Source organism: Clostridium sp. AF32-12BH, from assembly GCF_003477935.1.
GTDB lineage: Bacteria > Bacillota > Clostridia > Lachnospirales > Lachnospiraceae > Brotaphodocola.
Genome location: NZ_QUEH01000007.1, coordinates 124,960 through 146,642, shown reverse-complemented (window position 1 = coordinate 146,642; position 21,683 = coordinate 124,960). Strand labels below are relative to the sequence as shown.

Genomic DNA, 21,683 nt, shown 5'->3' with positions numbered 1-21,683 from the left:
TGCATTGAGTAGTCCGCTTTTTAATTCAAAAAATACATATCAAAAAAGGAGAATAGTTATGTGCATGAAAAAGAGATACACCGCTATTGAGGTAGAAAAGGAATTACAGGCAATGCGAGAAAAAGAGGGTTTTGTGGGTCTGGTAGAAACAAAGTTAGTAGAAAATATCGTTGAGTCTTACAAAGGAAATCACACGGTAGGCGATAAAGTCACTATGTATGTAAATCCTCTTTATATTCACATTCCAGAATGGCAGCGTACATGCGACATGGGCGCAGCCTTAAAAATCGGAACTGAATATAATCCGCTTGTATGGGAAGCGCCTAAGATCCTTTATTACAATAGCATTCTGATTTGCATTGACGGAATGCATCGTGTAGTTGGAACAGCAAAAGCAGGTTTTAAGAATATCGTTTGCGACCTCATTGAGTGCTCCTTAGAAGATGCAATTAAATTATTTTTAAGCCAGAGTAAGAACCGCCGGAAAATGGCGCAGTGTGACTATTATAGAGCGGCGATTGAATCCGGCGATGAAAACTATATTGCCTTAAAGGATATCTGTAACCGTTACAACGTGGCGGTAAAGGGTGATCCGATTGAACGGCAAGTCGGAATCTTTACGCCGATTTCGGACGGAATTAAAAGTATTCGCTTGAACGGAACCGGATTGATTGATTCTATTGTTGGATTAATTACGAAATTGCAATGGAACGGATATGCAGATACCTATAACGGTAAAGCCTACACCGCTAAATTTATCCGTGTCTTTCATTCCTTGTATTCCTACTATGCCGGACGTGAGAAAGAAATGGAAGAAATCCTTTTAAGGGAATGCAGCGGAACGGAATTTTTTGTTGATAATCTGATTGACTTAACCCAGGCGCAAGCGTTTGACCGCTTATCTGGAATCGTGCGTTATGTAATGGAAAGCCCATTGGAAGCAAAGCGCAAGGAGAAAGCCACAAAAGCAAAAGCAATTAGGGCAAAAGTCAACTAATACATATTGCTTTTGGTTCCGTGCGAGTTTAAAAACACGGATTAAATTGTTGCGCGTGACTCGTTGCAAGCCAAAAGGAAACATTTTACATAAGCACACGCTATGATATTTGGAACGTGATTAGACTATGCCGTTAATGTTGGCGCATTGGCGGTATAGATGTAACCATGTTTAGAAAAGGGGGAAAGAAAATGGAAGATTGGTTTTTTTGGGGGCTTGCGTTTTTTGTATCATCGGTTTTGCCCGGAATCGCAGCAAGGCATTTAAAGGAAATGCGGACACGACACGAAATGGAAGCATTGGAAAGAGAATGGCAGAAGATTAAGGAGGGAAAAGAGAATGAAAAGTAATGGTTATGAGTATGTAATGAAATCAGCGGCAGTATTTAGAAAAGCTCATAAGATGCCGGAACATAAAGAAAAGCGTGTAACGGTCTTTCTGGATGCTTCTATGCTGGCAAAATCGGACTTGCCGGAAGAGGTAGTCAATAATGCTATCATGTCGGCAAACAATGATCGTTTTGGCTTGACACGGTTGGAAAACTTTTGCATGTGTGCGCCAGTAATCGGAAAAGACGGTCTTAAATATTGTATAGATTTGGAATCTGAAACCTATACAATCTGCAATGAGAAAACAGGAAAGCCGATATATAGTGTTATTTGTGTCACCGGATACCGATATGCAGCATACAAAGCCGATATTTACGGATACTATAGCGGCTTGCCAGTAAAAAGTCATAGCGAGAAATGGCGCACGGAATTATATTGGCACATGTTTGATCTGTATTATACAGAAGAAGCGGAAAACACTGCAATAGCTTATTGAACTTAGGGCTTGTATCTGTCATAGGATGCAAGCCTTTTTCTTAAACATCTCATAGAAAGGAGATCAAAATGGAGAAAATAACAGTGTTTGACGCAGATGCAAGCGAAATCTCACGCTTTGCAGAAGCTAATAGAATGACAGAAGCGGAAGTCGTGCAGAGTTTAATTGACTATATCGGAAAAATTGCAGAGGGAGGAAAACACAATGCGGAAAATTAAAGGACTTAGAAAGGCATTAAAGGACTACAAGGAAGCAAATAGGGGCGGTTGCTTTAGCCCATGGTACGCTTTCCTCATGTTTGATAAGGCAGACGGAAGTGTTTGGACTGATATTTTTTACGATTTAGGACATAACAGTTACAAGTTATATTACGATGATTCGATCATCAATTTGGGCGCAAGTATGAATGCAGAGGGATTGCTTGTCAATGCGGATAACGTAAAGCGTTATTTGGCAGCTATGGTAGCGTAGAAAGGGGAGAAGAAAAGATGAATGATTGGACACCTGGTGAATTAATAAAATGTAAAGAAAATGAAGTAAAACCTTGTCCTTTTTGCGGTGGAAAGGAAATTGTTGTTGACAAATACCAGAGGGAAGTCGGGGAAAGATTTAGAATCTTTTGTACTGGTTGTATGGCAATGATTGATCCAGGTTGGGCGCAACAGGAAGGAACGGTTGTTGAAATGTGGAATAAAAGAGTGTAACTCAATTAAAGCAACATTTTATTGGGCAAGGAGAATTTATGTATAGAGTTGAGTGGTTAAATGATAATGGAGATACATGTGTTAAAAGTGGATTTGAAACAAGCGAAGAAGCACATGAGTGGATTAAAAAACACCATTTTAAAAAATTTGCTTTTCCAATGGTGTTTTATGATGAAGAATAGAAATACGTGTTTCATTTGGAAAGGAAAAATAATAATGGGAGAGTTTTTATTTGATAGAGTGTGTTACAGACATGGAATTGTGAAACCTGAAAACAAACTAATAGAATTACATGCAATTTGTAATTGCAAAAAATGTAGCTATAGACAAAAATTATATAAAAACAGTTTACGAAACCAGCTAACAGTGACCGTCAAAGATAAAAATAAAATAGGTAAAGCAAAAGAGTTTATTCGCACTTGGGAATGTAACAAACAACAGCGCTCCATTAAAGCAGAATATGTAGATTTTTAAAATACAAAGAAACTAAGAATTTAGTAAACGGAGAAAATCCATATGACAACAATAAAAATTTATAAAAATAAAAGAAATCCAAACAAGAAAATCGAAATTCACAATGATGGTCATTATCATAACTCCGTAAGACAGTTTATGCACTGGAATAACGGAGTCAAAAATCTTCTCGGAGACAGGTGCTTGCACAGATGGAAACGAAAAAATCTCAATGAATTGTTGGAAGATTATGAACCGGATAACTAATTAGAACGAAAGGAAATAGTATGATTGATATTATGCTTAGGGATGATTCTGAAAAGCAGATCGGCTTGTGTCAGAATCCGTTTACGAAGGAAATCAATATGTCGGTATATGACAAGCGGTCACGTAAACAGAGAATATACAGAAACAAGAAAATGATAGCAAAAATCTTTGCGGAGTGTTTATAGGAGGAAATAACTATGAAATTAATCGAAAAGAATTGTCCGATGTGCGGGAAAGTAACATATATGAAAGTAACTAATGAGCAGCGAAAAGAATATGACAAATACATTGTCTACGGCGGAAAAGTCCAGGACAAATTAAAATCCTTTGATAAATTCGGTCGGGAATTTGCAAAGACTGGATATTGTCCAGAATGCCAGGAAGAGTTATTCGGCAGCAAAGCGAAGAACAAGGACGCGTATTTCTACATGGAAGATCTGGATCAGAGTGTTGCGGATAAATTTATGAGCGAGATAGAAGGTATGACGGCAATGGCAGCCATTAAGTCAAAAGCGGCAGAAGCCCTTTCTGAAAATGCAAAATTGCTGTTTTGTTATGAGTTTGAGATTGATTATGAGGATGATGTAAAATGATTAGAGACTTATTTACCATTGCAGTTGGAACAGTAACTGGTTATGTGTTACGCAAATTGGGTGTTGAGATGATGTCAGTGGGTGGATTTGCTATCTGCTGTAGCATCGCAGCATGTTATGCGTTTCTTATGTAGTTTATTAAATAGCGATTTCATCAATAGAAAGGTTGGTATGAATTATGAACAACTACAGAATTGACTATTATAGCAAAAGACTTGGATCGTATACTTATAAGATTGTGAAAGCCAATACTCCGGAAGATGCAATAAAGCGTTCAAGAATTAAAAACATTGAGGAAATTACGCTTGTAGAAAAGGATGGTTGATATCATGAGCAATTATCAAAAGAGAAAGAAAGAAGTCCAGAACGAAGCTATTGAATGGCAGCAGGATTTCGGAAATCAGGACTATTCATATAGCGATCTTGTTTATTATGGAAATTACTTTGCGAAATTAGGCAGAAGATACGGATTATTAAAAGAATTTAAAGCGAATGGAATTTGCTAAACGGATGGAAATAACCATGACAAAAGAACTGGAAAATAAGTTTCGTGAAATTTGCAAACCAATCCCGACCTGGGCTTTATGTGATGGTGTTGGATTGGATACTGAAACAGCTTATATTCTGGATTTACGGACAGAAGAGAATCATAATATTGCAACAGAGTATTTAAAGGAAACATGCTTTGAGAAAATTGACCGGAAATATATTGGCAAAAAAGTTATCATGGAGTACGAGACAAACGGCGGCAGTGACGGTTTGTGGTATCGGATTCACGGCGATATCAATGAGTTTTTTGACCGTGCGAAGAAATATTTTGAAGATTATCTGAAAGGAATGGAATAGAAATGCAGAAATATATTGTAGAGATCGAAGTGTATGACAACACGGAACTCGGATATTTGGAAAATACGATCGATGAAGCATTATGCGATGCAAATGTTGATTGTACCTTTGAAGTCAAAGAAGCGGAGGAATAGGTTGTGTTAAAATTAAGAGAATGGAACGAAGTATTAGAATATGCTAATAAAGTTGCGCAAGAATTAGGAGATTCGGGCTTAAAAGCTATAACGAAAACTTATAATTTGTACAATGGACAGAAAGGGATCGACTTAATAATATATGATAATGGTGGAAATGCATTCAAAAGTTATTTAAGCGGAATACATGATTCAGTCAAAGAATATAAAAAACACATCGATTACTATAAGGAAAAGCTTATGGAAGAGTCGTCACCAATTAAGGATGATAACACATCTCAAATTGCGGAAGATATCAAATGGGTGTTGTTTGATGATAGGGATTTTGATCTAAGTTTGAAATTCCATAGTTGGACAGGGAATGGAAATTCCTTTATTGTGAAAGATGATGATGGAAATGAGTATAGAGTTATAGTTAATAAAGAACGATAAAACAAGATTTTCAAGGTTTTTAGAATGGAGGAATTTGTATGAAGTCACATACAGAAAAACATAAAGTAAAATTAAATCCATGTAAATATTGTGGCGAGACAGAAGTTGAAATTGTATATAACAGATTCAATAATCAAGATCATTGTGTCGCTCAATGTAAATGTGGAGCATATGTACAAAGATATTGTACAAATCCACTATTAGCACCAGAGCTTGAAAAAACTGTTATTGCAATTTGGAACAGTGGTAATATTAGTAAACCATTGTGAATATGAAACGATTGTTTTCTTAATAAGAAAGGTATAAAAATGTCAAAATTAAATTGGAATATAGTACATGAATGTGATGATGAAGATGGAAATCCAACTCAGTGGTCTTCAGAAATTAATCATCCAAAATACGGAAAATATTGTTGGATCAATGATATGGGTGATTATTTTGGAGTAGAAGTTAATTATGGAGGTTTTATAGAACTAGTTGAATGTAAGTCACTTATAAGTGCAAAAAGATGGGTGGCTACACAGTTAATGAAACGATGATTTCAGGGAAAGGAAAATGGTGAGTAACATGAATAAAAGATTTGAAGAATTAAAAAAGGAATTGTTTAATTGGGGAACTGATTACATTGAAGAATTTCTTGGATATGAAATTGATTATGATTGGAGTAAAGATACTATAGACAATGCAATGGATGAAGCATATGAGCAAATGCCAGAAGAAGAGTTAGAAGTGTTTTATCAAAAGTTTCTCATTAAATAAAAGATAGAATGAAACGTAGATTTCCAAATGTGGAAAGGCGGATATCTATGAAAATGTTGGTAACTGCATCGTGCAGCAAAGTTTACAATGTAAAAAACGTAGAAGAAGCAGAGAAATTATTCAGAGAAGAAATTGGACAGAAATTACGGCCAGAAAAGATCCATTCGGTCATTGGAATGGATTGTTCTGATGATGAATAGAAAGTGAGGAAAATTTATGGGATATTGTGCATACGGAAGCGGAGAAGTAGTTTTAAAGCCTGGTGTTGATCCTGATAATGTATTAGATCAGATGGAGCCATTATTAGAAAACGCTTTTTGTATCGAATGTGAACTTTCTGAGAATGGAATCCAAATTACAGACATGGAAAATTACTACGAAGAAGATATTATGGAAATTTTGAATTTCTTGACTCCTTATATTACGGAGGGTGACATTGATTACTCCGGTGATGATGATTGTTTTTGGAAATTTGTTTTTAATCAAGAAACGCAGAAGTGGGACGAGATTGACGGAGATGTATATTATACAGATGATGATCTTATTCAGGAATTAGAGCGGCGCGGCTACAAGGTATCTAAGGTTGAAGCGTAGTATGATTTCAGAAAGGAAATTATTATGGAAGAGTTGTTAAAAGAAAACGAAGCCTTAGCCAAAAGAATCATTGATTGTATCTCAGATGGATACGACGATGAGGAATACAGAGACGAGACTATGCAGAGCTTAGTTGCTGAACTGGATCAGGGGAATTTTGAAAATATAAAAGCTGCTCTGAAAGAGTTATGTAGTCGAGTTGAGATTTAGAAGGATAAATCGGAAATTTTAATAGAAAAAAGAGGGTGATATTATGGCTGCATTAGGTTATAGAATTTGGTTTGACGGAAAGAAGTTTGTTGCTGACGATAATGCAACAGAAGTACATTATGACGCAGGTATACATGATAGCACGACAGGTTGGTTTTGCGATAAATATTCAGCAGATAAAGCGGTAACACAATATAACAAAAGTTGTTTAGATGATGTGGTGCAGTGCAAAGAATGCGGAAAATATTTCTGGCAGAAGCATACGGAAGTACATTGGTATGTTGAACGTGGAATGACTCCACCACGCAGATGTTGGAGTTGTAGACAGAAAAGAAAACGAGAAACCAAATAGAGAATTATAGACCGTAAGAATAAGCCTTACGGTCTTTTTATTTTGAAAAAGGAGAATATTATTATGTCAGATTTACGGAAGTTGTTCAAAGTTGGACAGCATGTGAGATGTAAAAATCCAGATAATGGAAAATTCGATAAAGGGATTGTAAAGGAAACTTACGAGAATCATATTATTGTGGATGTTGAAGGAGTGTGTGACCATATGATGTACATGAACGGATTCGGGATGGATCTGGTGTTTCCGGAGTATAACTTTTAGGAGGTAATGGATTATGAGTAAAGTGATTACGGAAGAGAAGTTACAGGAAATGTTTGATAGGTATATTCTTACAAAATGCAAAGCAAGAAAAGCCAAGCATGGAAGTCAGAGTGAAATGTGGCATGAGGGAGAATGCGAAGAGGCTGCCCGATGGTTAAATTTCTTTGGAATTGATACTTCATATGATGCAACGGAGAAATTAATTCAGGCGAAAATGAAAGAAATGTAGGTGGGGTTATGAAAAAAATTAAAACTTATGAATTTAGATACGATGAAGCCATTGACGGATTTGGCAGCATCCAATTTTGCGATGAAGAAAAATTTGGAGCCATCAAATTATTTAGAGAATGGCAAGAAGAGAATGGTTATAATATTACCAATTATACGACAAATATTGTATATGACGATGATGATGCAGTAGCATATGGAGATAGGTATTTTTACAAGCGGAGGAAATCAGCATGATTAGATTGATAAAACATACGATTGAGGAAAGTTTTGCATGGAATAATCCAGAAGAAGTTGGAGAAAGTATCAAAACGACTAAAGTGTATGAGTGCGATTCGGAGCGAGAATATAAAGATTTGGACAAATATATGGTGCGTTCCGGCTGGAAATCTGATGGAAACGGTACATACGTTAAGGAAAGCGCTGCTACAGTGCAGAGTGCAACACTGGAGTATGTGAGCAAGGTTGAGTAACAGTCACAGATTTGCGATTGATGGAAACATAAAATCTAGTTTTCAAGAAAATAATATAAGGATGTGAGAAACAGTGGCATATGTTATCTGCAATGATAAAGAACAATATATAGCACATGATCCAATTAAAATGATATATTATGTTGCTGACAATATCGAAGAAGCTAAAAAGTGGGACAAGATTGTAAAGGCTAATAATTATGCGAGAAGCATGCCTAAGCAATTCAAAGGATATAATTTTGCGGTCAAATATGTGGTTCAACAGGAACATCAAATTTCTGGTATATCACATAAGGAAAATTTACCATACACCATTCCAGAAAAAATGGAAGAGTTACTTGCATTATCGGAAGAATTGGATTCACGGCGCTTATATTTGTTACAAGAAATACATAATGTAGAATTGGAAATCGTAGATATTGAACATGCAGCAGAATTTTATAATTTGAATGCAGCACAGGGATATAAAATCTATAAAATGTTGCATGATAGCCGGATTAAGCGCAGAGAAATGAAAGACGAATTGGAACAAATAAAATATTTGCAGTCTGCTCATTTAGTGCGGAAAGAATTGAATACGGCAAAGCGAAGTATTTCTGGAATGAAAAACAGAAAATATGGAGCAAGAATTAATAAGGAATTATTCGGAGTTTGATTTGACGAGTGGTAGCTGTAACAGGTTGCCACTCGATTTCTATTGATAAAATGCAGAAATTATATTGACTTTAACAACATGATATGATAAACTAACAATATCAAAGGAGGCATCAAACATGAAGAAAGCGTTTAATACTTCCATTGATGCGGAAATACTAGAGCAGTTTAGAGCGAAATGCAAAGAAGAAAAAATTCCAATCAACATAGTATTGGAAAGATTCATGCAAGGTTATATTGACGGAAACTTTAAACTGGAAATGCAGTATTTTTACAATGGAAAATAAAAAGAGCAGGTTCTCAACCGACCAAAGCGACAACCTACTCTTAGACAACTTGAAACCGAAGTTCCAGTCATTAGTTATCATATCTTATTTCTGGACTTATTTCAAGTCAATTTTCCGAAAAGATTTTGTACCTTGATAATTTCATAGACAGGTTGGCTACCAGAAAAGCCGCCGTGATGAAGTTGAAATACTTTCGATAGTGTGCGGACAAATGGAGAATAAAACATAGAACACTATTAACAAGTTTTCTATGAAAGGAAATAATGCTATGAGAATAAGTAGAAAAGAATTAGAACAGGATAATATCATCACCAATAAAGCTTTGAGATGTCAACTGGTAGAGCGTTTCAATATTCTTGAAACTGTAAAGAAGCTAATTTTATTACCTGAAACGGAAATGATATCTCTTGGACAGATTGCTGAGTATTATGAAGTGAGTGAACAAAGAATAAAAGATGTTTATACTCAGAACCGAGAAGAAATTGATGAAGACGGAACAAAAATACTTCCAAAGAACTTTTATACGGATGTCTTGCGGGACAAGACATCCGTTAAAGCAAATCAAACTTCCGTTACGTACATTTTCTCAGATGGTCAGATTGTTAAAATCAATAACAGAGGATTAAAGGTTTTTAGTAAGAGAGCTGTGTTGCGTATTGGAATGCTGCTAAGAAAATCAAAGGTTGCAAAAGAAGTTAGAAATCAGTTGCTTAATACAATTGAGAAGGCTGCACCGGAAGTCAAAACGGCAGATATCAATGAGGAACAGAAATTAATGTTGAAAGTTGGAATGGCTGTTGCGAGTGGTGATGCAAACGAAGTTGCCATTGCAACAACAAACCTTATTGCTTTTAAAAACAGACACATTGCAAAGTTGGAAAAAGACAACAAAGGTTTGGCTGGTCAGATTTTAGAGTGGTCTGATAGAAGCAAACTGAATGCAGGTGTAAGAAAACTCGCAGCAGTTACCGGAATCAAATTCCCGAATGTTTGGAATGAGCTTTATAAGAATTTGCAGTACAAATATGGAATTGCTTTAAAACAGCGAGGTGGCAGTCCATTCATCCAGTGGGTCAAGGAAAGCGAATGGGAAAATGTCATTAAAACATTTTGTGCAATGTGTGAAGCATATAATGTCTCACCGACAGATATGTTTCAGCAAACAACACCTAAAATCAATCAGTAACCAATCACATCCACGCTGTATATGCGTGGAACCTGTTCTATACTTCTCAGGTCAAAAGAAGTAGTTAATATACACGGACAGTAGCGGTCAAATGTTACTGTCTGTTTTTTATTTGGAGAATAATATAAGAGCGAAAGAGAGGTTATTAAAATGAAATTAAAAACACGAATTACTATGGAAGCAGAAATCACAGAATCGGAAGCAGCTATTCTTGTGGAAGCTGCAAAGATTGGTGTGGATACGCCAGATACATTAAAAAGAATGGCAGAGCTTATTTTGAAGAAGAAGTTTCCGAATGCGGGATATGGTTCATATATTCCGCAAGAGTGGATTGAAGAACTGGCAGAAGAATGTGGAATGGATATACCTTGTGAGGACTTAGAGATTCCGGAAGGAGATGAAGCGAAATGAACGGATTTGAGTTAGACGAGGAAGATATGGAACTGCTCAAAGAAATTGAAGCAGGTAATCGGTCAATTTTGGAACTGTATGCTAAATTAGGCGAAACAAGAACACAAATTGCTTTAGCTTTGTGGGCTATCGAGAAAAGGAGAGTACAAAATGAAGGAAATCACTATAGCTTTGCTCAGTGAAGATTACGAAAAGCTGCAAAAATTGGCGATGAAAAACGGATTTCGTAAGAGCAGTGAATTTGCCCGGAAAGAGCTTGAAGATAGGATTCGGGCAGAATATAGAAGATTATTAAGCTAAAGAGAGGTGTGGAGTATGGTTATTCCAGCTATTATAGAGTTTCTTGTTTGTTTGTGGTGCATAGATGCTGTCAAAGTGAATTTAAGACGGTCGGACAAAAAGAAAGGACTGCTGTACGCAAGAGTTTATGCGCTGACAGCACTTGGAAGTTTCATTGCTGGAACTGCAATTTTGGTAGTCATGTGGACGAGTTTTCACGCAATATTCTAGGAGGAATACATATGGAAATCTTATTGGTTGTTGCAGCTATTGCAATTTACAAATGGTACGACTATTGCAAGAAAAATAGATCAGTCGGAATCCTTGACTGGGAGAAACTGAAATACTACAAATATTACAAATGCTTGCCGGACAGTGAAATTCGGCAGTTGATGAACAAAGGTTTCTTTACCGACTGGGAAGCCACCAGAAAATTTAGAGAGAAAAATAAACATTAGGAAATAGAACAGATGTATGGTATAATAGAAAGAAAGGGGTATGGTTATGGGACTTTTAGGGGCTTTGACTTTATTATTTGGAGCAGGTAGCGGAGTAAAATGTGCGGCAGAAGATTCTTACTGGAAGAAACAAGTAGACACCTTGCCTAACGGTGTTAGATACTATATTGATAGACTTTGCAAATGGAGATTAGTTGGCAGCGATGAAATTATCACTCCTTTTGCTAATGGAAATGTAGAAACTCTTACTGGAAGAATCGTTTACAGTCGAACACAGGAATTGAACAATGCAGCTGCACAGGCGGCATATTCAAAGCCAACTAGATATAGATATGCAGTGCAGCGCAATAAAAGAACAAAGAATCCTTTGACGGTTGATTTGAATACTGGTAAAGCAGTTGCCAAAGTCAGACAGACTATTAAAAAGGATGGAACTATAGAATACCGGAAGTGGTATTTTTATGATTTATATACAGACATTTATCCTGGACAGGATTTGACATATGTTATCAAAGTAAATCCTTATGATACGAGAAGAGATGATCCAGGAGTGGTAATCACCAAAGAAGAATACGAAGCAATTCAAAACTGTCCGGGACTGAATGGAAATAATTTGAGTTATCATAAGTCGGAAACGGAATATGAACGCTAAATCGGATGTACGGCTATGAGATTTTTCAAAGATATATATGAAGAGACTGGAAAGCAGAATGGAGTTATCTATACAGGTGGTTATGCGCAAGACGTAGATCTTAGTATTCCATTGGAAGAAAATGTTGATGATGAAATTCGTGGTATCAGAGAAATGTCTTACAAACAGGTCAAAGATTATTGTGAAGAAGCTGCGACATATATTGTTTATAACAATGGTTGTGAACCAGATAATTCCGATATGATAACTATATATCGAATGAAGACAAGGTTTTACGACACGGAAAATAGAAATTATGAAATTTTTGTTCCGAATTGGTTGGACTAGAGAAAAGAGGTGTGATTATGGCAAGAGGTGAAGTGCGCAAGATCTGTGTTGAATGTGGTAACGAGTTTAGAACTACGAAACAGTTTTTCAAACGTGCCGACGCTGAGAGATGGGAGCAGTGGGCGGAGCAGAATATTGATACCTGTCCAGAGTGCTATAAAAAGGCGGAAATGGCAAATCACTTACGTCATGCTTTAGAGTATGCAAAGGACAATAATCTGCCAACACTGTCCGGCACAGAGAAACAAATTTCCTGGGCGGAGACTATTCGCTATGATGTGCTGAAGGAAATTAAGCCAGAAGAAATGTTTTATCTTCGCAAATCGGTCACTGGTTTTGAAGAATCCGACGGAGATATGGAAGCATTGATTGCAGCAGGTGGAACACTTGAAGAAGTGACAAAAATGTATAGGGATATACACAAGCGGGAATTGGTTATGCTGACAAGTGAATCTGCTAAAGAGATTATAGAGAATAGATAGGAAGATTTTATGACAAAAACAGAAACGGATATTATAAGTCTTTATAAAACGTATGGTAATGTTACGGCGGTAATGAAAAATTCCAAATACAGTCGTTTTAGGATTACAAAAATATTAGCAAGCAACGGATATGTCTTGAGTGATGTTCACGCACAAATTTTGAAACTGCGTGAAAACGAAAAAAGTGTAGAAGAAATAGCAAAAAAAATAGGATATTCTCCAAAGGTTATTCAGAGTTATTTACCCATGGTACGCCCTGTTTACGGAGAACAATTATCTATTAATGCTAAGAGGATAGTAAAGTGTAGAGCAAATCACAAAGAGATGAAAGAATAGTTTGAAGGTGATTAAATGAAATTTGCTACATATTATAACGCAACCAAATTGGTAAAAACAATGCTTACAAATGAACAACTTGTAAATTATCCGGAAATTGATGATATGTTTGAAGGGGTCTATGTTTGCATGGATAGCAACGATTTTTGGATTAGTAGAATTAATAAAGGCTATAATGAAGATTACGAAAAGGAAGATGACAAATATCTAGTAGAGCGAAATAAAATTAGTATTTATGATGCGATGGATAAATTGGCTGAATTGCATCATAAAAAGTTGCCGGAAGTTTCTGGGAAAAGTTTGTTATATGAAATGAAAAACAAAACCAATGATTATCTCGATAAGTTCACAACGAGAAATATTGTAGAAGCTGTGATTTTATTAGATGATTATGATGGATTGTGTAATTGGGATTGTTGCGAAGCAGAGTCATTAGAAGAAGCAATCTCAATGATTGATGGAGGATATGGCATTTTACCGTTGGTTGGTTAAAAGGAGAAAAAAATATTATGACAACCGCAGAGAGATGGAGAAAGATTTTAGATAGGTTCCCTATTGGTCTTCGTAATTTATATGACAGTAAATTAATGCCAAAATGGATATATGGATATAACATAAAATAATTGTTTCGTTGGAATAGAGATGTAATAATATTGGGTAAATATTTAGATCAATGTGCTTCTGATGCGTGAGAAGTTATCAGAGGTAGAAAAAAGATTATAGACAATAAAATTATTGATTGTAATCTTGCAGATAAAAATGTAGAAAGTCAAGAAGAAAATTATGGGTGGCTTGCTCCAAATGGTACATTTCATTCTGTCGAATTTGTAAAACATCAAGCATGGGCTTACCAATATTTATTAAATGAATATAGAGAAGGAAATATTGAATTAAAATACAATGAAGACCCTGGCGACAAATTATGTAAAATGGGATTTATCTTGCTTCATAACCCACATGGATATAATTTTTCTATTACAAGGGATCGTAAACAGAGAATCACTAATAGACAGAAAGAATTTCTCGTTGATTATTTCAACGAACGAAATATGGATAATTGGTTAGCAAAACTGTGTCAAGATGATATTTGATATGAGGTGATAAAGTGTTTGAATGGAAATTAGAAGATTTGAGGTTATATAATCAAAAGGGTGGCGTATTTATCGGCGACGAAAAAATATATGATTGCGAAAATACATTATCGATGGAAGAAAAAATCGACTTTGTTGATAAAATGCAAGATGGGAAATTGAGCTATGTGTTGGCACTAGCAGATAAATTTGCAGAAGATGCAGATTCTTTACCAAAAACTCAATATGGCAATATAAAGGACAATTCTTTTAAGGCTTGGATCAGAAAAAATGATTTAAGAGGAGTTCTTGATAACAATTTTGAAATTGGAAGAATCCGTTTATCTCCTGAAAGAAATATCAAGACGATAATTAATAAGGGAGATTATGATTTATATGAAGAATATATCGACGAAGCGTTTCATCGTCAGTTAAAGAAATGCGAAAACGAAGAGAAAAGATATTTTCTTGAGCATGATGAATATTCAATTCTCAAAAGGAATTTTAGAGAAAAGAGTAACATTTATAATACCACGTTTGGTGTGAATGTGACTTTTTGTAGTGATGGTAAAACTTGCATCTACGAAAAGGAAAATAGCAGATTACAAAGAGAAATTACCGTTGAAGAACTGAAATATTTATTGGGTAAATATGATGAGCTTGAACATTTGATAAACAAAATTACCGAAGAAACTAATATAGTGTATTAGAAATTCAGATTTTAAGAGAATATCTAGAAACGGAAATACAAAATGGAACAACTAGATGATTATATGAGATATTTTTATACTAGCTATATGTCTGAGAAACTTATTGAAGACTGTCGGCATAACGAATCATGCTTCTTTACCAAAGCAGGCAATAAGGTGTTGATCGTAGGAGAAGATAGTATAGCGGCGCTTAAACAGAAATTGAAAGATGAAGAACGCCGTACGCAATTGCGCACAATTGAAAAATTGTTTCAGAAAAAATATCTGAGAAAAGAAGAAAGATATTTTGGCAGAGATATTCATTTTTGTGATTATATCAGCGCGGCATTAGAGCAAATAGAACTTATTCTTTCCGATGATACGAAGTGTCTTGAAGATGACTGGGAAGAATTTTTTGATGCGCAAATTAAGCTTATTGCAATAATGGATGTGTTTGAAGATTGCTCAAAAAACACTTTCACAGGTTGCGATGTTGAAGGAATATTGTCGGACATGGAGAATAATAATTATGATATTGGCATTATGAGAGAATTAATATGCCAGAGCGGTTATTCAATGGATGATGTATAAAGTATAATATTGAGGTAATACGTTATGGAAAAATTAAAATTATATACAGTAACAAAATCCAGTTCAGACAGGATTATTGAAGATGGAAATATCATCTGGCTTTCGGAAAATGGAGATCTAAATTTTGTCATAGGGAGTGGATGGCTTACTCAAGATCAGTGGGATCGTCCCGAAACAAACGACTTTGAAGTTGAAGAATGCCAGGATTATTATCTTGATGTTGTCGGCAAGCAAGAAATAGTCAGAGAAAAGAAGAAGTCCAAGACCAATCTGGATGCAATGAAGAGCAGTTTATGCGAACAGATTCAGAAAATGTCAGTGGAAAAATTCAATACATTTGCGGAAATGCTGGTGGAGTGGCAGGAAAATTATGCTGAACCAGTGATAGATTTGAGCAAAATTTTCAAATGTGCGGACTGCCGGGCATTATATGGAGATTGTCCGGATGAAGGAACCGATGAATGTGATGAGCGGTTTGTACGATACGTAAATAAAGAGCACATAGAATAGTTATTTTAAAAAGTGAAATTGTAGAGGTGATATCATGAAAAACGAATATAAAAAAGAACAAACGCAGTTTGGTGAAAGAACGACTCATCCGGCATACGGAACCATTGTTTTTAATAGAGCTTCTGGTAGCAAAACTTCTTTATTTGGAAGTAGCATTGAACATGGGAATACGATTACCATGGAACTGAGACATGCCGATATCACCCGTGGATTATATAGCGATAGCATTCATGGAAATGATTTAATTGCAAAAGTAGAAATGAGCTATTACCAATTTGCCGAAGCGATTACATCATTTGGTCAAGGCAGCGGTATTCCGTGTACTATTCGATATACTGAATTGGATGGGAGGATTCCAGAATGTGATTTCGTAAGTAAGAGAGAACAGTTTGCAAATGAATTTAAAGGAAAGACAGATGATGTAATGCAAAACTCTAAGGAGTTAATTGCTGAAGTATCGGAATTATTTTCTTCCAAAAAGACTTTGACGAAATCAGATAAAGAAGAAATTTTAAGAAAGTTATCTAGGTTGAGTACGGATATTGGTAGCAATATTGGATTGATTGCAGATCAGTTCAACAAGCAAATGGATCAAACTGTAATGGAAGCCAAGGGAGAAATTGAGTCTTTCTGTCAGAATAAAATTAATTCTATTGCTTATAAGGCTATGGTTGAGAATCGAGATGAATTTTTGAAACTTGACAATCCGGTTGATATTGAGGATTAATGGTTAGAAAATTGCTTTCATGTCAATAAAACGGAGGTAGAGGTATGAGCGAAAACAGATTTGAGATCTATAAGAATTATGGCGTGTTAGGCGCAGAGAAACGCGGCGTATTTACATACGGCGTTCCGGCATCCACCGCAACGTGTAGTGATAAATTTCTGGTAGAACTGCCAGAAAATAAATACTTTTCTCTGTATCATAATACCATGGATCAGCTTATGGTTGAATCGTCATGGGGCGGACATTATACAGTAAATGAAGTGTTGTACGGCAATGAGAAACCATGTTTTATCGCTCTGGAAAATGGAAAAGAGCGCCGTGTATATCTGAAGGAAGTGGAATAACACAACAAAAGATTGTTTTCAATGGAAAGGAAATATTATGTATAAAGATGTAACAAGTTATAGTAGAGCAAGCAAAACAAGGAAACCAAGTGTACTAGAATGTGATGCAAATGGAATTAAATTCAGAGTTCATAAATATCTGCATTGTGGAGAACAATGGTTTTTAACATGTAGAGACCTTAATGTTGAGCAATACAGTTTAAATACTGAAGATATGGAAGAGGCTAAGAATAAAGCAATTATAGAAGTAACTAAGTTATTATATGAAAAAGTAAAAGAGTATCAAGATGCAATAAATTATTTAGAAAATAATGAAAAATAATTATATGAAACAGACATTTCGTTATTAAAAAGTTATAACAGTCTCAATAAACGTGCCAAGAAATAACGAAAAATTGACTGACATGTTGTTCACAGTTTATTTGCCAAGTATAATCAAAGTATATTAATCATAAAATTCAAGAGGTGAGAGATCATGAAAGATATGAAGAATACGCAAACAGAACGGAAACAAATTAGGAAACGGTTAGATGAAGTATATAGACAACATGATGGAGACAGAGTTATAAACGTAGCAAAACAATTAAGTGAGCTTGCAGTCAGAATTATAAACAATTAAATAAGAGAATTGCCAGCGGTTAAATGTTGGTGGTTCATTCACTATAAGAGATGGATTTTTCTATCTCTTATTTTTTGCGCCAAAATGGAGAATGAATATTTGAGGAGGAATAAAACCATGGCAGAACAGAAGAAAAATTACGCAACGAAGAAAAAAGGAAAAACAAAAGGATACCCATTTTGGAATATGGAAGACATTAAGGGAATGATTGATTATTTCCGAAATAATGAAATGTGGAACGATTATTTAAAATTCATGCTGCTATTTCTGTTTGGAAGAAGAGTAGGTGATACGCTCGACATGGTGTGGTCAGATATTTTTTATCCAAATGGAACAATGAAGGACGAGATCAGAACTATTGAGGAACAGAAAACCGGAAAATACAATATCATATACGTTTCCCCTTATGCAAAACAGGTTATCAAGGAATATCTTGAAATCACAAAAATTAATCCCATGGATGATTTGGATGATTATATTTTCCCATATGATATGAAGTACGAGTGGAGAAAAATGGGAGAAGATGAGTTCTTCCATGAGCAGAAGTCTCCGAATTGCTCAGACGAAGAAGCTCTGGAAATGATTGCTGAGTTCGTAGGAAAATACAACAAGGATTATGGTGAGGATAGAATTGGAAAGATTTTATCTGAGTGGAGAAAACATCAGAAGGAATTTAAAACATTAGGAGAATTTATCTATAAGGAAGTCATATTTAAAGATATTTCTAAGTGGCAAGTCGGAGCATTTGATAAGGTTTTCAAAAAGGCAGTCGAGTATAACAACATTCAGTATAAAGTTACAATCCATAGCATTCGGCGGTCTTTCGGTTATTATAGCAAGGTAATTCACCCACACGATATGTTATGTCTGGAAACTTTACAGAATATCTTTGGACATAGTGATACCCAGACGACCATGCATTATATCGGATTGTCAGAAGAAAGAGAGAGAATGTATTATCAGGACATTGGCGAATTTTTAAGTGGTGTTTCCAATGGTAATTATGACCTCAAAAAGAATAGTCCGGTGGTCACTGTCAAGGAGCAGGATCTAAGAAATATTATTTTAAAAGCAATTAAAATGCGCCCAGAAGATAATGCTGTTGCCTTGAACGAGATTTTAGATGAAATCGATAATGTGAAATTAGAATAAAAAGGAGAATAAAAGGTTATGGAAAAGAAAACTTGTTGGAATTGTTTGCATGAGTATCAGTGTGATTGGTCGCCCGCTGGTGAACACGACTATTGCAAAGAGTGGGTGAAAGAGTATAGCAGAGAGGAGAACGAAAATGGCGAAGACTAGAGAAACACCATGTCTGTATTATATTTGTGCTGGTCAGTGCAGTAAAGGAAGAGAAGCGGATCACGCTCACTATTGCCAGAAGTGTGATAAATATAAACCACGGGCAAGGGTGAGACATTTGAATCAGAAGAAAGTAAAATTGGATAAATTGAGAAAGGAAGAAAGAGAATGAGAAATTGGAAGAAAATTATTGCGGTTGTTGGTGCTGTTGCAGTGTTTGGAGCAACTGGTTGCACAGCCAGTTGGGAGCGGAGCGTGAAGTCGTTTAGTAGTAATTATGGTGGCGGCTTAAATCGTACTGTCACTGTGTATGATTATAACGGAACTGAGATCAAAAGTTGGTCTGGAAAATTTGATGTGTCTGACAGTGAGAATGAAGTATATTTTGACGTAGACGGTAAGAGGGTAATTATTCACGGTGGAATTGTGATAGACGAGGAGAATTAGGTATGGGACACTACGGTTGTAATTCAAATGGAGAACATGAACGATGTGGAAGTGATTCTTGCGGCATATATGAAACTTGTCCAAATAAAGGGTTGTATTATTTCAAGGATAGAGATGATGCGGTTTTGGATAATGCTACGAAAGTCGAAGCGCTAAAATGTATCAACGTGATTACTGAGGAATTGGAAAAATTAAAGGAACTTTTGGAAATGAGGTAAGATTTATGGATAAAAACATACAAGCTACATGTTATGAATTAACGCTGACTCCGAATTATGTTTCTGATTGGACATTTAATGATGCGATGCGTGAATTAATCCAAAATGGAACTGATCAGGAAACATTAGACAAAGAAAATAAATTCCGGATTACTTATGACCGTGAAAAGAAGATTGTGAGTTTGATCAATGCAAAATCTGTTTTAAAGGTGAATACATTACTGCTTGGTAGGAGCAGCAAGGCAGATAACGAGGACACAGTAGGTCAATTTGGTGAAGGATACAAGATTGCTGCGCTTGTTCTCAATAGATTAGGGAAGACATTTACCATTTATAACAACGCTAAAAAAGAGGTGTGGGAATCCAGATTCAAGAATTCTGAAAAATGGTTAGAGAAAATTCTCGCTTTTTATGTTTATAAGAAACCAAGCGATGATGCCGAGTTACGGATTGAAATCGGCAATGTCACAAGTGATGAGTATGATAATTTATATAAAGTATGGCTTCATTTTGAGGGATATGAATATAAAAAGGCAGATACTCAATATGGAGAAATCATTTTGGACGATGAATACGCTGGTGAAGTATATGTAAATAGTTTATTCGTTAAGTGTAACCAAAATTTAAAATATGGTTATAATTTTAAACCAAAGTACATCAAGTTGGAACGCGATCGTAAGACTTGTGACGACTGGAATGTTGGACAAGCTACATCTTTGATGATTGCCGAAGCAATGGTCAAAGGTGATATCGAAATAGAAAAAGTGCGTGAAATGATTGAAGAAACTTCGGATGACGTATATCATCTTGAATTCAACATATACAAGGACGATGTAAAAAAGGTTCAAAATATGTTAATAGAATCCTTTGATACTCAGAATCCACAACCGTATTCTGTTCCGGTGAGTTCCCAGGATGATATTGAAAAGGTAAAAGCATATGATGGAAATCCAGTAGTAGTTCCATTTAAGGTGGCAAGATTACTCAAAGATGAAACGAAAAAGCGCATTGAAGAATTGATGAGTTTACCAAGTGCAAATGTATTAACTCTCAAAGAGAAATTTTTGCGATGGTATAACATCTATGGGAATAGATTACCCGATGAAGCAAAAAGTGAAATCAAAATCTTGATTGACCAAATGGAATAATGAAATCTCGATTTCAAACAAAAATCATACTCAAAAAACCTAGGAAAATCAAGAGTTTTGTAAGGTTTACATAAAACTGAGAAGGATGATAACAGATGACTCTTGGAGAATTAAAAACAGCTATTAAAAATTTGCCAGACGACTTGGAAATTTACATTACGAGTAGGGATGATATGCCGTTGAAAATAATCGACGGCATAGATTATGAAATTAATCCAGGTCATTATAGAGAATTGTACATTAATGTTAAAAATATTGATTGAATAACGGGATGTGAATAAAGCGTGACAGTAAGTGAATTATTTGATGTACTAGACAAAAGACTTATAGTTAATGTTTATGAAGCGGGAAACAATGATTTGAGGTTTGATTCAAGCCGTTTGTATAATCAGAATTATATGATGAAAGGCTGGGACTACGTAAAAGATAAAAAAGTGATACAAGTGGGAAACGATGGAACAGCCGAGACAATAGACATTTTCATCGAAACGGTAAATCCGAATCAATAAAACTGAAATTTGGAGGACGCAACAATGGAAGTATCAAGGTATTGTGAGATTTGCAAGAATAGCAATTGCAAGAAGCAGCAACCAGACATGGATGATCTCAAGCCAACCTGCTATGTTGAGATTGAAATGGTTGAGTACGAAAGGGATTATGTACATAAAGAGTTATGTACTATTGATGCTCATGGCGAAGTGGACGATGTAGTGCCGTGTAGCTGGACATGTGAACAGGAAGAGTGCGACACTTGCGTTGTTACAAAAGTATTCAACGAGTATGCACGGCTGACTAGACAGATCAATAAAGGCTGAAAG

The 21,683-nt window shown here is 35.6% G+C and carries 53 protein-coding genes; all 53 read left to right on the top strand.

All coding sequences use genetic code 11. From position 1 onward, the window contains the following. The first annotated feature begins 64 nt into the window (after window positions 1-64). The 53 genes from DWZ40_RS08955 (at window position 65) to DWZ40_RS08750 (ending at window position 21,680) form a co-directional block, all read left to right on the top strand. Window positions 65-997, top strand: a complete 933-nt coding sequence (locus DWZ40_RS08955; RefSeq protein ID WP_147354169.1) for a hypothetical protein — start codon at window positions 65-67, stop codon at window positions 995-997. A 191-nt stretch (window positions 998-1,188) separates the two neighbouring features. Continuing rightward, window positions 1,189-1,347: a hypothetical protein gene (locus DWZ40_RS19500; RefSeq protein ID WP_182431685.1), complete on the top strand. Its 159-nt coding sequence runs from the start codon at window positions 1,189-1,191 to the stop codon at window positions 1,345-1,347. Continuing rightward, window positions 1,337-1,822 (top strand): hypothetical protein, encoded by a 486-nt coding sequence (locus DWZ40_RS08950; protein ID WP_118542708.1) that lies wholly within the window; start codon window positions 1,337-1,339, stop codon window positions 1,820-1,822. The genes DWZ40_RS19500 and DWZ40_RS08950 overlap by 11 nt, the downstream gene beginning before the upstream one ends. A 68-nt stretch (window positions 1,823-1,890) precedes the next feature. After that, window positions 1,891-2,040 carry a hypothetical protein gene (locus tag DWZ40_RS19495; RefSeq protein ID WP_182431684.1) on the top strand — a complete coding sequence of 50 codons (150 nt, stop codon included), beginning with the start codon at window positions 1,891-1,893 and terminating at the stop codon, window positions 2,038-2,040. Continuing rightward, window positions 2,027-2,293, top strand: coding sequence for a hypothetical protein (locus DWZ40_RS08945; RefSeq protein ID WP_118542707.1), 267 nt, complete (start codon window positions 2,027-2,029; stop codon window positions 2,291-2,293). The genes DWZ40_RS19495 and DWZ40_RS08945 overlap by 14 nt, the downstream gene beginning before the upstream one ends. A 17-nt stretch (window positions 2,294-2,310) precedes the next feature. Then, on the top strand, window positions 2,311-2,526 hold the full coding sequence (locus DWZ40_RS08940; protein ID WP_118542706.1) for a Lar family restriction alleviation protein: 216 nt from the start codon (window positions 2,311-2,313) through the stop codon (window positions 2,524-2,526). Between the two features lie 38 nt (window positions 2,527-2,564). Beyond that, window positions 2,565-2,708, top strand: coding sequence for a hypothetical protein (locus DWZ40_RS19490; RefSeq protein WP_182431683.1), 144 nt, complete (start codon window positions 2,565-2,567; stop codon window positions 2,706-2,708). A 34-nt stretch (window positions 2,709-2,742) separates the two neighbouring features. Beyond that, complete coding sequence (locus DWZ40_RS19280; RefSeq protein WP_147354168.1) at window positions 2,743-3,000, top strand: hypothetical protein; 258 nt, start codon at window positions 2,743-2,745, stop codon at window positions 2,998-3,000. 42 nt (window positions 3,001-3,042) lie between these two features. Then, on the top strand, window positions 3,043-3,246 hold the full coding sequence (locus DWZ40_RS08930) for a hypothetical protein (RefSeq protein ID WP_118542704.1): 204 nt from the start codon (window positions 3,043-3,045) through the stop codon (window positions 3,244-3,246). 197 nt (window positions 3,247-3,443) lie between these two features. Next, entirely contained in the window at window positions 3,444-3,839 is a 396-nt protein-coding gene (locus tag DWZ40_RS08925) for a hypothetical protein (RefSeq protein ID WP_118542703.1), read from the top strand. Next, on the top strand, window positions 3,836-3,973 hold the full coding sequence (locus DWZ40_RS19485; RefSeq protein WP_182431682.1) for a hypothetical protein: 138 nt from the start codon (window positions 3,836-3,838) through the stop codon (window positions 3,971-3,973). The genes DWZ40_RS08925 and DWZ40_RS19485 overlap by 4 nt, the downstream gene beginning before the upstream one ends. A gap of 195 nt (window positions 3,974-4,168) precedes the next feature. Beyond that, window positions 4,169-4,345, top strand: a complete 177-nt coding sequence (locus DWZ40_RS19480; protein WP_182431681.1) for a hypothetical protein — start codon at window positions 4,169-4,171, stop codon at window positions 4,343-4,345. After that, window positions 4,332-4,685 carry a hypothetical protein gene (locus DWZ40_RS08915; RefSeq protein WP_118542701.1) on the top strand — a complete coding sequence of 118 codons (354 nt, stop codon included), beginning with the start codon at window positions 4,332-4,334 and terminating at the stop codon, window positions 4,683-4,685. Before DWZ40_RS19480 ends, DWZ40_RS08915 begins: the two co-directional genes overlap by 14 nt. A gap of 2 nt (window positions 4,686-4,687) precedes the next feature. Further along, entirely contained in the window at window positions 4,688-4,819 is a 132-nt protein-coding gene (locus tag DWZ40_RS20310) for a hypothetical protein (RefSeq protein ID WP_279220644.1), read from the top strand. A gap of 3 nt (window positions 4,820-4,822) precedes the next feature. After that, window positions 4,823-5,251 carry a hypothetical protein gene (locus DWZ40_RS08910; protein WP_118542700.1) on the top strand — a complete coding sequence of 143 codons (429 nt, stop codon included), beginning with the start codon at window positions 4,823-4,825 and terminating at the stop codon, window positions 5,249-5,251. A 38-nt stretch (window positions 5,252-5,289) separates the two neighbouring features. Further along, window positions 5,290-5,520, top strand: a complete 231-nt coding sequence (locus DWZ40_RS19275; protein WP_147354167.1) for a hypothetical protein — start codon at window positions 5,290-5,292, stop codon at window positions 5,518-5,520. Between the two features lie 39 nt (window positions 5,521-5,559). Next, window positions 5,560-5,790, top strand: coding sequence for a hypothetical protein (locus tag DWZ40_RS19270; RefSeq protein ID WP_147354166.1), 231 nt, complete (start codon window positions 5,560-5,562; stop codon window positions 5,788-5,790). A 28-nt stretch (window positions 5,791-5,818) separates the two neighbouring features. Continuing rightward, complete coding sequence (locus DWZ40_RS08905) at window positions 5,819-6,010, top strand: hypothetical protein (RefSeq protein ID WP_118542699.1); 192 nt, start codon at window positions 5,819-5,821, stop codon at window positions 6,008-6,010. A gap of 47 nt (window positions 6,011-6,057) precedes the next feature. Next, window positions 6,058-6,210, top strand: a complete 153-nt coding sequence (locus tag DWZ40_RS19475; protein ID WP_182431680.1) for a hypothetical protein — start codon at window positions 6,058-6,060, stop codon at window positions 6,208-6,210. 16 nt (window positions 6,211-6,226) lie between these two features. Then, entirely contained in the window at window positions 6,227-6,604 is a 378-nt protein-coding gene (locus DWZ40_RS08900) for a hypothetical protein (RefSeq protein ID WP_118542698.1), read from the top strand. Window positions 6,605-6,628: 24 nt separating this feature from the next. After that, on the top strand, window positions 6,629-6,814 hold the full coding sequence (locus tag DWZ40_RS08895; RefSeq protein WP_118542697.1) for a hypothetical protein: 186 nt from the start codon (window positions 6,629-6,631) through the stop codon (window positions 6,812-6,814). 43 nt (window positions 6,815-6,857) lie between these two features. Next, window positions 6,858-7,166 (top strand): zinc-ribbon domain containing protein, encoded by a 309-nt coding sequence (locus DWZ40_RS08890; protein ID WP_118542696.1) that lies wholly within the window; start codon window positions 6,858-6,860, stop codon window positions 7,164-7,166. A gap of 63 nt (window positions 7,167-7,229) precedes the next feature. Further along, the gene (locus DWZ40_RS08885; protein WP_118542695.1) at window positions 7,230-7,427 is read left to right on the top strand and encodes a hypothetical protein; all 198 of its coding nucleotides are present in this window, start codon (window positions 7,230-7,232) and stop codon (window positions 7,425-7,427) included. A gap of 13 nt (window positions 7,428-7,440) precedes the next feature. Continuing rightward, window positions 7,441-7,656, top strand: coding sequence for a hypothetical protein (locus DWZ40_RS08880; RefSeq protein WP_118542694.1), 216 nt, complete (start codon window positions 7,441-7,443; stop codon window positions 7,654-7,656). Window positions 7,657-7,664: 8 nt separating this feature from the next. Then, window positions 7,665-7,892, top strand: coding sequence for a hypothetical protein (locus tag DWZ40_RS08875; RefSeq protein WP_118542693.1), 228 nt, complete (start codon window positions 7,665-7,667; stop codon window positions 7,890-7,892). After that, on the top strand, window positions 7,889-8,128 hold the full coding sequence (locus tag DWZ40_RS08870; RefSeq protein ID WP_118542692.1) for a hypothetical protein: 240 nt from the start codon (window positions 7,889-7,891) through the stop codon (window positions 8,126-8,128). The genes DWZ40_RS08875 and DWZ40_RS08870 overlap by 4 nt, the downstream gene beginning before the upstream one ends. A 73-nt stretch (window positions 8,129-8,201) precedes the next feature. Next, the gene (locus DWZ40_RS08865; RefSeq protein ID WP_118542691.1) at window positions 8,202-8,783 is read left to right on the top strand and encodes a hypothetical protein; all 582 of its coding nucleotides are present in this window, start codon (window positions 8,202-8,204) and stop codon (window positions 8,781-8,783) included. 118 nt (window positions 8,784-8,901) lie between these two features. Then, complete coding sequence (locus DWZ40_RS19470) at window positions 8,902-9,069, top strand: hypothetical protein (RefSeq protein ID WP_182431679.1); 168 nt, start codon at window positions 8,902-8,904, stop codon at window positions 9,067-9,069. 268 nt (window positions 9,070-9,337) lie between these two features. Continuing rightward, on the top strand, window positions 9,338-10,255 hold the full coding sequence (locus DWZ40_RS08860; protein ID WP_118542690.1) for a hypothetical protein: 918 nt from the start codon (window positions 9,338-9,340) through the stop codon (window positions 10,253-10,255). Window positions 10,256-10,405: 150 nt separating this feature from the next. Continuing rightward, window positions 10,406-10,666: a hypothetical protein gene (locus DWZ40_RS08855; RefSeq protein ID WP_118542689.1), complete on the top strand. Its 261-nt coding sequence runs from the start codon at window positions 10,406-10,408 to the stop codon at window positions 10,664-10,666. Continuing rightward, entirely contained in the window at window positions 10,663-10,848 is a 186-nt protein-coding gene (locus DWZ40_RS08850) for a hypothetical protein (RefSeq protein ID WP_118542688.1), read from the top strand. Before DWZ40_RS08855 ends, DWZ40_RS08850 begins: the two co-directional genes overlap by 4 nt. Beyond that, window positions 10,817-10,966, top strand: a complete 150-nt coding sequence (locus DWZ40_RS19465) for a hypothetical protein (protein ID WP_182431678.1) — start codon at window positions 10,817-10,819, stop codon at window positions 10,964-10,966. The genes DWZ40_RS08850 and DWZ40_RS19465 overlap by 32 nt, the downstream gene beginning before the upstream one ends. A gap of 221 nt (window positions 10,967-11,187) precedes the next feature. Continuing rightward, a complete protein-coding gene (locus DWZ40_RS08840; RefSeq protein WP_118542686.1) occupies window positions 11,188-11,403 on the top strand; it encodes a hypothetical protein in 216 nt (71 codons plus the stop codon). A 46-nt stretch (window positions 11,404-11,449) separates the two neighbouring features. Continuing rightward, window positions 11,450-12,055, top strand: a complete 606-nt coding sequence (locus tag DWZ40_RS08835; RefSeq protein WP_147354165.1) for a hypothetical protein — start codon at window positions 11,450-11,452, stop codon at window positions 12,053-12,055. 15 nt (window positions 12,056-12,070) lie between these two features. Next, window positions 12,071-12,382, top strand: coding sequence for a hypothetical protein (locus DWZ40_RS08830; RefSeq protein ID WP_118542684.1), 312 nt, complete (start codon window positions 12,071-12,073; stop codon window positions 12,380-12,382). A gap of 17 nt (window positions 12,383-12,399) precedes the next feature. Beyond that, window positions 12,400-12,864: a hypothetical protein gene (locus DWZ40_RS08825; RefSeq protein ID WP_118542683.1), complete on the top strand. Its 465-nt coding sequence runs from the start codon at window positions 12,400-12,402 to the stop codon at window positions 12,862-12,864. 9 nt (window positions 12,865-12,873) lie between these two features. Further along, window positions 12,874-13,200 carry a hypothetical protein gene (locus DWZ40_RS08820; protein ID WP_118542682.1) on the top strand — a complete coding sequence of 109 codons (327 nt, stop codon included), beginning with the start codon at window positions 12,874-12,876 and terminating at the stop codon, window positions 13,198-13,200. Window positions 13,201-13,215: 15 nt separating this feature from the next. After that, entirely contained in the window at window positions 13,216-13,692 is a 477-nt protein-coding gene (locus DWZ40_RS08815; RefSeq protein ID WP_118542681.1) for a hypothetical protein, read from the top strand. A gap of 613 nt (window positions 13,693-14,305) precedes the next feature. Then, window positions 14,306-14,980, top strand: a complete 675-nt coding sequence (locus DWZ40_RS08810; RefSeq protein WP_118542680.1) for a hypothetical protein — start codon at window positions 14,306-14,308, stop codon at window positions 14,978-14,980. 87 nt (window positions 14,981-15,067) lie between these two features. Beyond that, a complete protein-coding gene (locus tag DWZ40_RS08805; RefSeq protein ID WP_147354164.1) occupies window positions 15,068-15,550 on the top strand; it encodes a hypothetical protein in 483 nt (160 codons plus the stop codon). A gap of 24 nt (window positions 15,551-15,574) precedes the next feature. Continuing rightward, a complete protein-coding gene (locus DWZ40_RS08800; RefSeq protein WP_118542678.1) occupies window positions 15,575-16,060 on the top strand; it encodes a hypothetical protein in 486 nt (161 codons plus the stop codon). Between the two features lie 34 nt (window positions 16,061-16,094). Beyond that, window positions 16,095-16,787, top strand: a complete 693-nt coding sequence (locus DWZ40_RS08795; RefSeq protein ID WP_118542677.1) for a hypothetical protein — start codon at window positions 16,095-16,097, stop codon at window positions 16,785-16,787. A gap of 44 nt (window positions 16,788-16,831) precedes the next feature. Beyond that, window positions 16,832-17,131 carry a hypothetical protein gene (locus tag DWZ40_RS08790; protein ID WP_118542676.1) on the top strand — a complete coding sequence of 100 codons (300 nt, stop codon included), beginning with the start codon at window positions 16,832-16,834 and terminating at the stop codon, window positions 17,129-17,131. 37 nt (window positions 17,132-17,168) lie between these two features. Then, entirely contained in the window at window positions 17,169-17,453 is a 285-nt protein-coding gene (locus DWZ40_RS08785; protein ID WP_118542675.1) for a hypothetical protein, read from the top strand. A gap of 153 nt (window positions 17,454-17,606) precedes the next feature. Further along, entirely contained in the window at window positions 17,607-17,750 is a 144-nt protein-coding gene (locus tag DWZ40_RS19460) for a hypothetical protein (RefSeq protein WP_182431677.1), read from the top strand. A 117-nt stretch (window positions 17,751-17,867) separates the two neighbouring features. Further along, a complete protein-coding gene (locus DWZ40_RS08780) occupies window positions 17,868-18,902 on the top strand; it encodes a tyrosine-type recombinase/integrase (RefSeq protein ID WP_182431676.1) in 1,035 nt (344 codons plus the stop codon). 136 nt (window positions 18,903-19,038) lie between these two features. Then, entirely contained in the window at window positions 19,039-19,224 is a 186-nt protein-coding gene (locus DWZ40_RS08775) for a hypothetical protein (protein WP_118542673.1), read from the top strand. Continuing rightward, window positions 19,221-19,499, top strand: coding sequence for a hypothetical protein (locus tag DWZ40_RS08770; protein WP_118542672.1), 279 nt, complete (start codon window positions 19,221-19,223; stop codon window positions 19,497-19,499). Before DWZ40_RS08775 ends, DWZ40_RS08770 begins: the two co-directional genes overlap by 4 nt. A 2-nt stretch (window positions 19,500-19,501) precedes the next feature. Further along, complete coding sequence (locus tag DWZ40_RS08765; protein WP_118542671.1) at window positions 19,502-19,717, top strand: hypothetical protein; 216 nt, start codon at window positions 19,502-19,504, stop codon at window positions 19,715-19,717. 5 nt (window positions 19,718-19,722) lie between these two features. Beyond that, the gene (locus DWZ40_RS08760) at window positions 19,723-20,865 is read left to right on the top strand and encodes a hypothetical protein (RefSeq protein WP_118542670.1); all 1,143 of its coding nucleotides are present in this window, start codon (window positions 19,723-19,725) and stop codon (window positions 20,863-20,865) included. A 95-nt stretch (window positions 20,866-20,960) separates the two neighbouring features. After that, window positions 20,961-21,128 carry a hypothetical protein gene (locus tag DWZ40_RS19455; protein ID WP_182431675.1) on the top strand — a complete coding sequence of 56 codons (168 nt, stop codon included), beginning with the start codon at window positions 20,961-20,963 and terminating at the stop codon, window positions 21,126-21,128. A gap of 21 nt (window positions 21,129-21,149) precedes the next feature. Further along, window positions 21,150-21,374, top strand: coding sequence for a hypothetical protein (locus DWZ40_RS08755; RefSeq protein ID WP_118542669.1), 225 nt, complete (start codon window positions 21,150-21,152; stop codon window positions 21,372-21,374). A 24-nt stretch (window positions 21,375-21,398) separates the two neighbouring features. Further along, window positions 21,399-21,680, top strand: coding sequence for a hypothetical protein (locus tag DWZ40_RS08750; protein ID WP_118542668.1), 282 nt, complete (start codon window positions 21,399-21,401; stop codon window positions 21,678-21,680). Window positions 21,681-21,683 lie beyond the last annotated feature (3 nt).

Excerpts from the sequence above, each read along its gene's own strand:
- DWZ40_RS08955 (WP_147354169.1), top strand. The coding sequence starts at position 65 with ATGAAAAAGAGATACACCGCTATTGAGGTAGAAAAGGAATTACAGGCA.
- DWZ40_RS19500 (WP_182431685.1), top strand. The coding sequence starts at position 1,189 with ATGGAAGATTGGTTTTTTTGGGGGCTTGCGTTTTTTGTATCATCGGTT.
- DWZ40_RS08950 (WP_118542708.1), top strand. The coding sequence starts at position 1,337 with ATGAAAAGTAATGGTTATGAGTATGTAATGAAATCAGCGGCAGTATTT.
- DWZ40_RS19495 (WP_182431684.1), top strand. The coding sequence starts at position 1,891 with ATGGAGAAAATAACAGTGTTTGACGCAGATGCAAGCGAAATCTCACGC.
- DWZ40_RS08945 (WP_118542707.1), top strand. The coding sequence starts at position 2,027 with ATGCGGAAAATTAAAGGACTTAGAAAGGCATTAAAGGACTACAAGGAA.
- DWZ40_RS08940 (WP_118542706.1), top strand. The coding sequence starts at position 2,311 with ATGAATGATTGGACACCTGGTGAATTAATAAAATGTAAAGAAAATGAA.
- DWZ40_RS19490 (WP_182431683.1), top strand. The coding sequence starts at position 2,565 with ATGTATAGAGTTGAGTGGTTAAATGATAATGGAGATACATGTGTTAAA.
- DWZ40_RS19280 (WP_147354168.1), top strand. The coding sequence starts at position 2,743 with ATGGGAGAGTTTTTATTTGATAGAGTGTGTTACAGACATGGAATTGTG.
- DWZ40_RS08930 (WP_118542704.1), top strand. The coding sequence starts at position 3,043 with ATGACAACAATAAAAATTTATAAAAATAAAAGAAATCCAAACAAGAAA.
- DWZ40_RS08925 (WP_118542703.1), top strand. The coding sequence starts at position 3,444 with ATGAAATTAATCGAAAAGAATTGTCCGATGTGCGGGAAAGTAACATAT.
- DWZ40_RS19485 (WP_182431682.1), top strand. The coding sequence starts at position 3,836 with ATGATTAGAGACTTATTTACCATTGCAGTTGGAACAGTAACTGGTTAT.
- DWZ40_RS19480 (WP_182431681.1), top strand. The coding sequence starts at position 4,169 with ATGAGCAATTATCAAAAGAGAAAGAAAGAAGTCCAGAACGAAGCTATT.
- DWZ40_RS08915 (WP_118542701.1), top strand. The coding sequence starts at position 4,332 with ATGGAATTTGCTAAACGGATGGAAATAACCATGACAAAAGAACTGGAA.
- DWZ40_RS20310 (WP_279220644.1), top strand. The coding sequence starts at position 4,688 with ATGCAGAAATATATTGTAGAGATCGAAGTGTATGACAACACGGAACTC.
- DWZ40_RS19275 (WP_147354167.1), top strand. The coding sequence starts at position 5,290 with ATGAAGTCACATACAGAAAAACATAAAGTAAAATTAAATCCATGTAAA.
- DWZ40_RS19270 (WP_147354166.1), top strand. The coding sequence starts at position 5,560 with ATGTCAAAATTAAATTGGAATATAGTACATGAATGTGATGATGAAGAT.
- DWZ40_RS08905 (WP_118542699.1), top strand. The coding sequence starts at position 5,819 with ATGAATAAAAGATTTGAAGAATTAAAAAAGGAATTGTTTAATTGGGGA.
- DWZ40_RS19475 (WP_182431680.1), top strand. The coding sequence starts at position 6,058 with ATGAAAATGTTGGTAACTGCATCGTGCAGCAAAGTTTACAATGTAAAA.
- DWZ40_RS08900 (WP_118542698.1), top strand. The coding sequence starts at position 6,227 with ATGGGATATTGTGCATACGGAAGCGGAGAAGTAGTTTTAAAGCCTGGT.
- DWZ40_RS08895 (WP_118542697.1), top strand. The coding sequence starts at position 6,629 with ATGGAAGAGTTGTTAAAAGAAAACGAAGCCTTAGCCAAAAGAATCATT.
- DWZ40_RS08890 (WP_118542696.1), top strand. The coding sequence starts at position 6,858 with ATGGCTGCATTAGGTTATAGAATTTGGTTTGACGGAAAGAAGTTTGTT.
- DWZ40_RS08885 (WP_118542695.1), top strand. The coding sequence starts at position 7,230 with ATGTCAGATTTACGGAAGTTGTTCAAAGTTGGACAGCATGTGAGATGT.
- DWZ40_RS08880 (WP_118542694.1), top strand. The coding sequence starts at position 7,441 with ATGAGTAAAGTGATTACGGAAGAGAAGTTACAGGAAATGTTTGATAGG.
- DWZ40_RS08875 (WP_118542693.1), top strand. The coding sequence starts at position 7,665 with ATGAAAAAAATTAAAACTTATGAATTTAGATACGATGAAGCCATTGAC.
- DWZ40_RS08870 (WP_118542692.1), top strand. The coding sequence starts at position 7,889 with ATGATTAGATTGATAAAACATACGATTGAGGAAAGTTTTGCATGGAAT.
- DWZ40_RS19470 (WP_182431679.1), top strand. The coding sequence starts at position 8,902 with ATGAAGAAAGCGTTTAATACTTCCATTGATGCGGAAATACTAGAGCAG.
- DWZ40_RS08860 (WP_118542690.1), top strand. The coding sequence starts at position 9,338 with ATGAGAATAAGTAGAAAAGAATTAGAACAGGATAATATCATCACCAAT.
- DWZ40_RS08855 (WP_118542689.1), top strand. The coding sequence starts at position 10,406 with ATGAAATTAAAAACACGAATTACTATGGAAGCAGAAATCACAGAATCG.
- DWZ40_RS08850 (WP_118542688.1), top strand. The coding sequence starts at position 10,663 with ATGAACGGATTTGAGTTAGACGAGGAAGATATGGAACTGCTCAAAGAA.
- DWZ40_RS19465 (WP_182431678.1), top strand. The coding sequence starts at position 10,817 with ATGAAGGAAATCACTATAGCTTTGCTCAGTGAAGATTACGAAAAGCTG.
- DWZ40_RS08840 (WP_118542686.1), top strand. The coding sequence starts at position 11,188 with ATGGAAATCTTATTGGTTGTTGCAGCTATTGCAATTTACAAATGGTAC.
- DWZ40_RS08835 (WP_147354165.1), top strand. The coding sequence starts at position 11,450 with ATGGGACTTTTAGGGGCTTTGACTTTATTATTTGGAGCAGGTAGCGGA.
- DWZ40_RS08830 (WP_118542684.1), top strand. The coding sequence starts at position 12,071 with ATGAGATTTTTCAAAGATATATATGAAGAGACTGGAAAGCAGAATGGA.
- DWZ40_RS08825 (WP_118542683.1), top strand. The coding sequence starts at position 12,400 with ATGGCAAGAGGTGAAGTGCGCAAGATCTGTGTTGAATGTGGTAACGAG.
- DWZ40_RS08820 (WP_118542682.1), top strand. The coding sequence starts at position 12,874 with ATGACAAAAACAGAAACGGATATTATAAGTCTTTATAAAACGTATGGT.
- DWZ40_RS08815 (WP_118542681.1), top strand. The coding sequence starts at position 13,216 with ATGAAATTTGCTACATATTATAACGCAACCAAATTGGTAAAAACAATG.
- DWZ40_RS08805 (WP_147354164.1), top strand. The coding sequence starts at position 15,068 with ATGTCTGAGAAACTTATTGAAGACTGTCGGCATAACGAATCATGCTTC.
- DWZ40_RS08800 (WP_118542678.1), top strand. The coding sequence starts at position 15,575 with ATGGAAAAATTAAAATTATATACAGTAACAAAATCCAGTTCAGACAGG.
- DWZ40_RS08795 (WP_118542677.1), top strand. The coding sequence starts at position 16,095 with ATGAAAAACGAATATAAAAAAGAACAAACGCAGTTTGGTGAAAGAACG.
- DWZ40_RS08790 (WP_118542676.1), top strand. The coding sequence starts at position 16,832 with ATGAGCGAAAACAGATTTGAGATCTATAAGAATTATGGCGTGTTAGGC.
- DWZ40_RS08785 (WP_118542675.1), top strand. The coding sequence starts at position 17,169 with ATGTATAAAGATGTAACAAGTTATAGTAGAGCAAGCAAAACAAGGAAA.
- DWZ40_RS19460 (WP_182431677.1), top strand. The coding sequence starts at position 17,607 with ATGAAAGATATGAAGAATACGCAAACAGAACGGAAACAAATTAGGAAA.
- DWZ40_RS08780 (WP_182431676.1), top strand. The coding sequence starts at position 17,868 with ATGGCAGAACAGAAGAAAAATTACGCAACGAAGAAAAAAGGAAAAACA.
- DWZ40_RS08775 (WP_118542673.1), top strand. The coding sequence starts at position 19,039 with ATGGCGAAGACTAGAGAAACACCATGTCTGTATTATATTTGTGCTGGT.
- DWZ40_RS08770 (WP_118542672.1), top strand. The coding sequence starts at position 19,221 with ATGAGAAATTGGAAGAAAATTATTGCGGTTGTTGGTGCTGTTGCAGTG.
- DWZ40_RS08765 (WP_118542671.1), top strand. The coding sequence starts at position 19,502 with ATGGGACACTACGGTTGTAATTCAAATGGAGAACATGAACGATGTGGA.
- DWZ40_RS08760 (WP_118542670.1), top strand. The coding sequence starts at position 19,723 with ATGGATAAAAACATACAAGCTACATGTTATGAATTAACGCTGACTCCG.
- DWZ40_RS19455 (WP_182431675.1), top strand. The coding sequence starts at position 20,961 with ATGACTCTTGGAGAATTAAAAACAGCTATTAAAAATTTGCCAGACGAC.
- DWZ40_RS08750 (WP_118542668.1), top strand. The coding sequence starts at position 21,399 with ATGGAAGTATCAAGGTATTGTGAGATTTGCAAGAATAGCAATTGCAAG.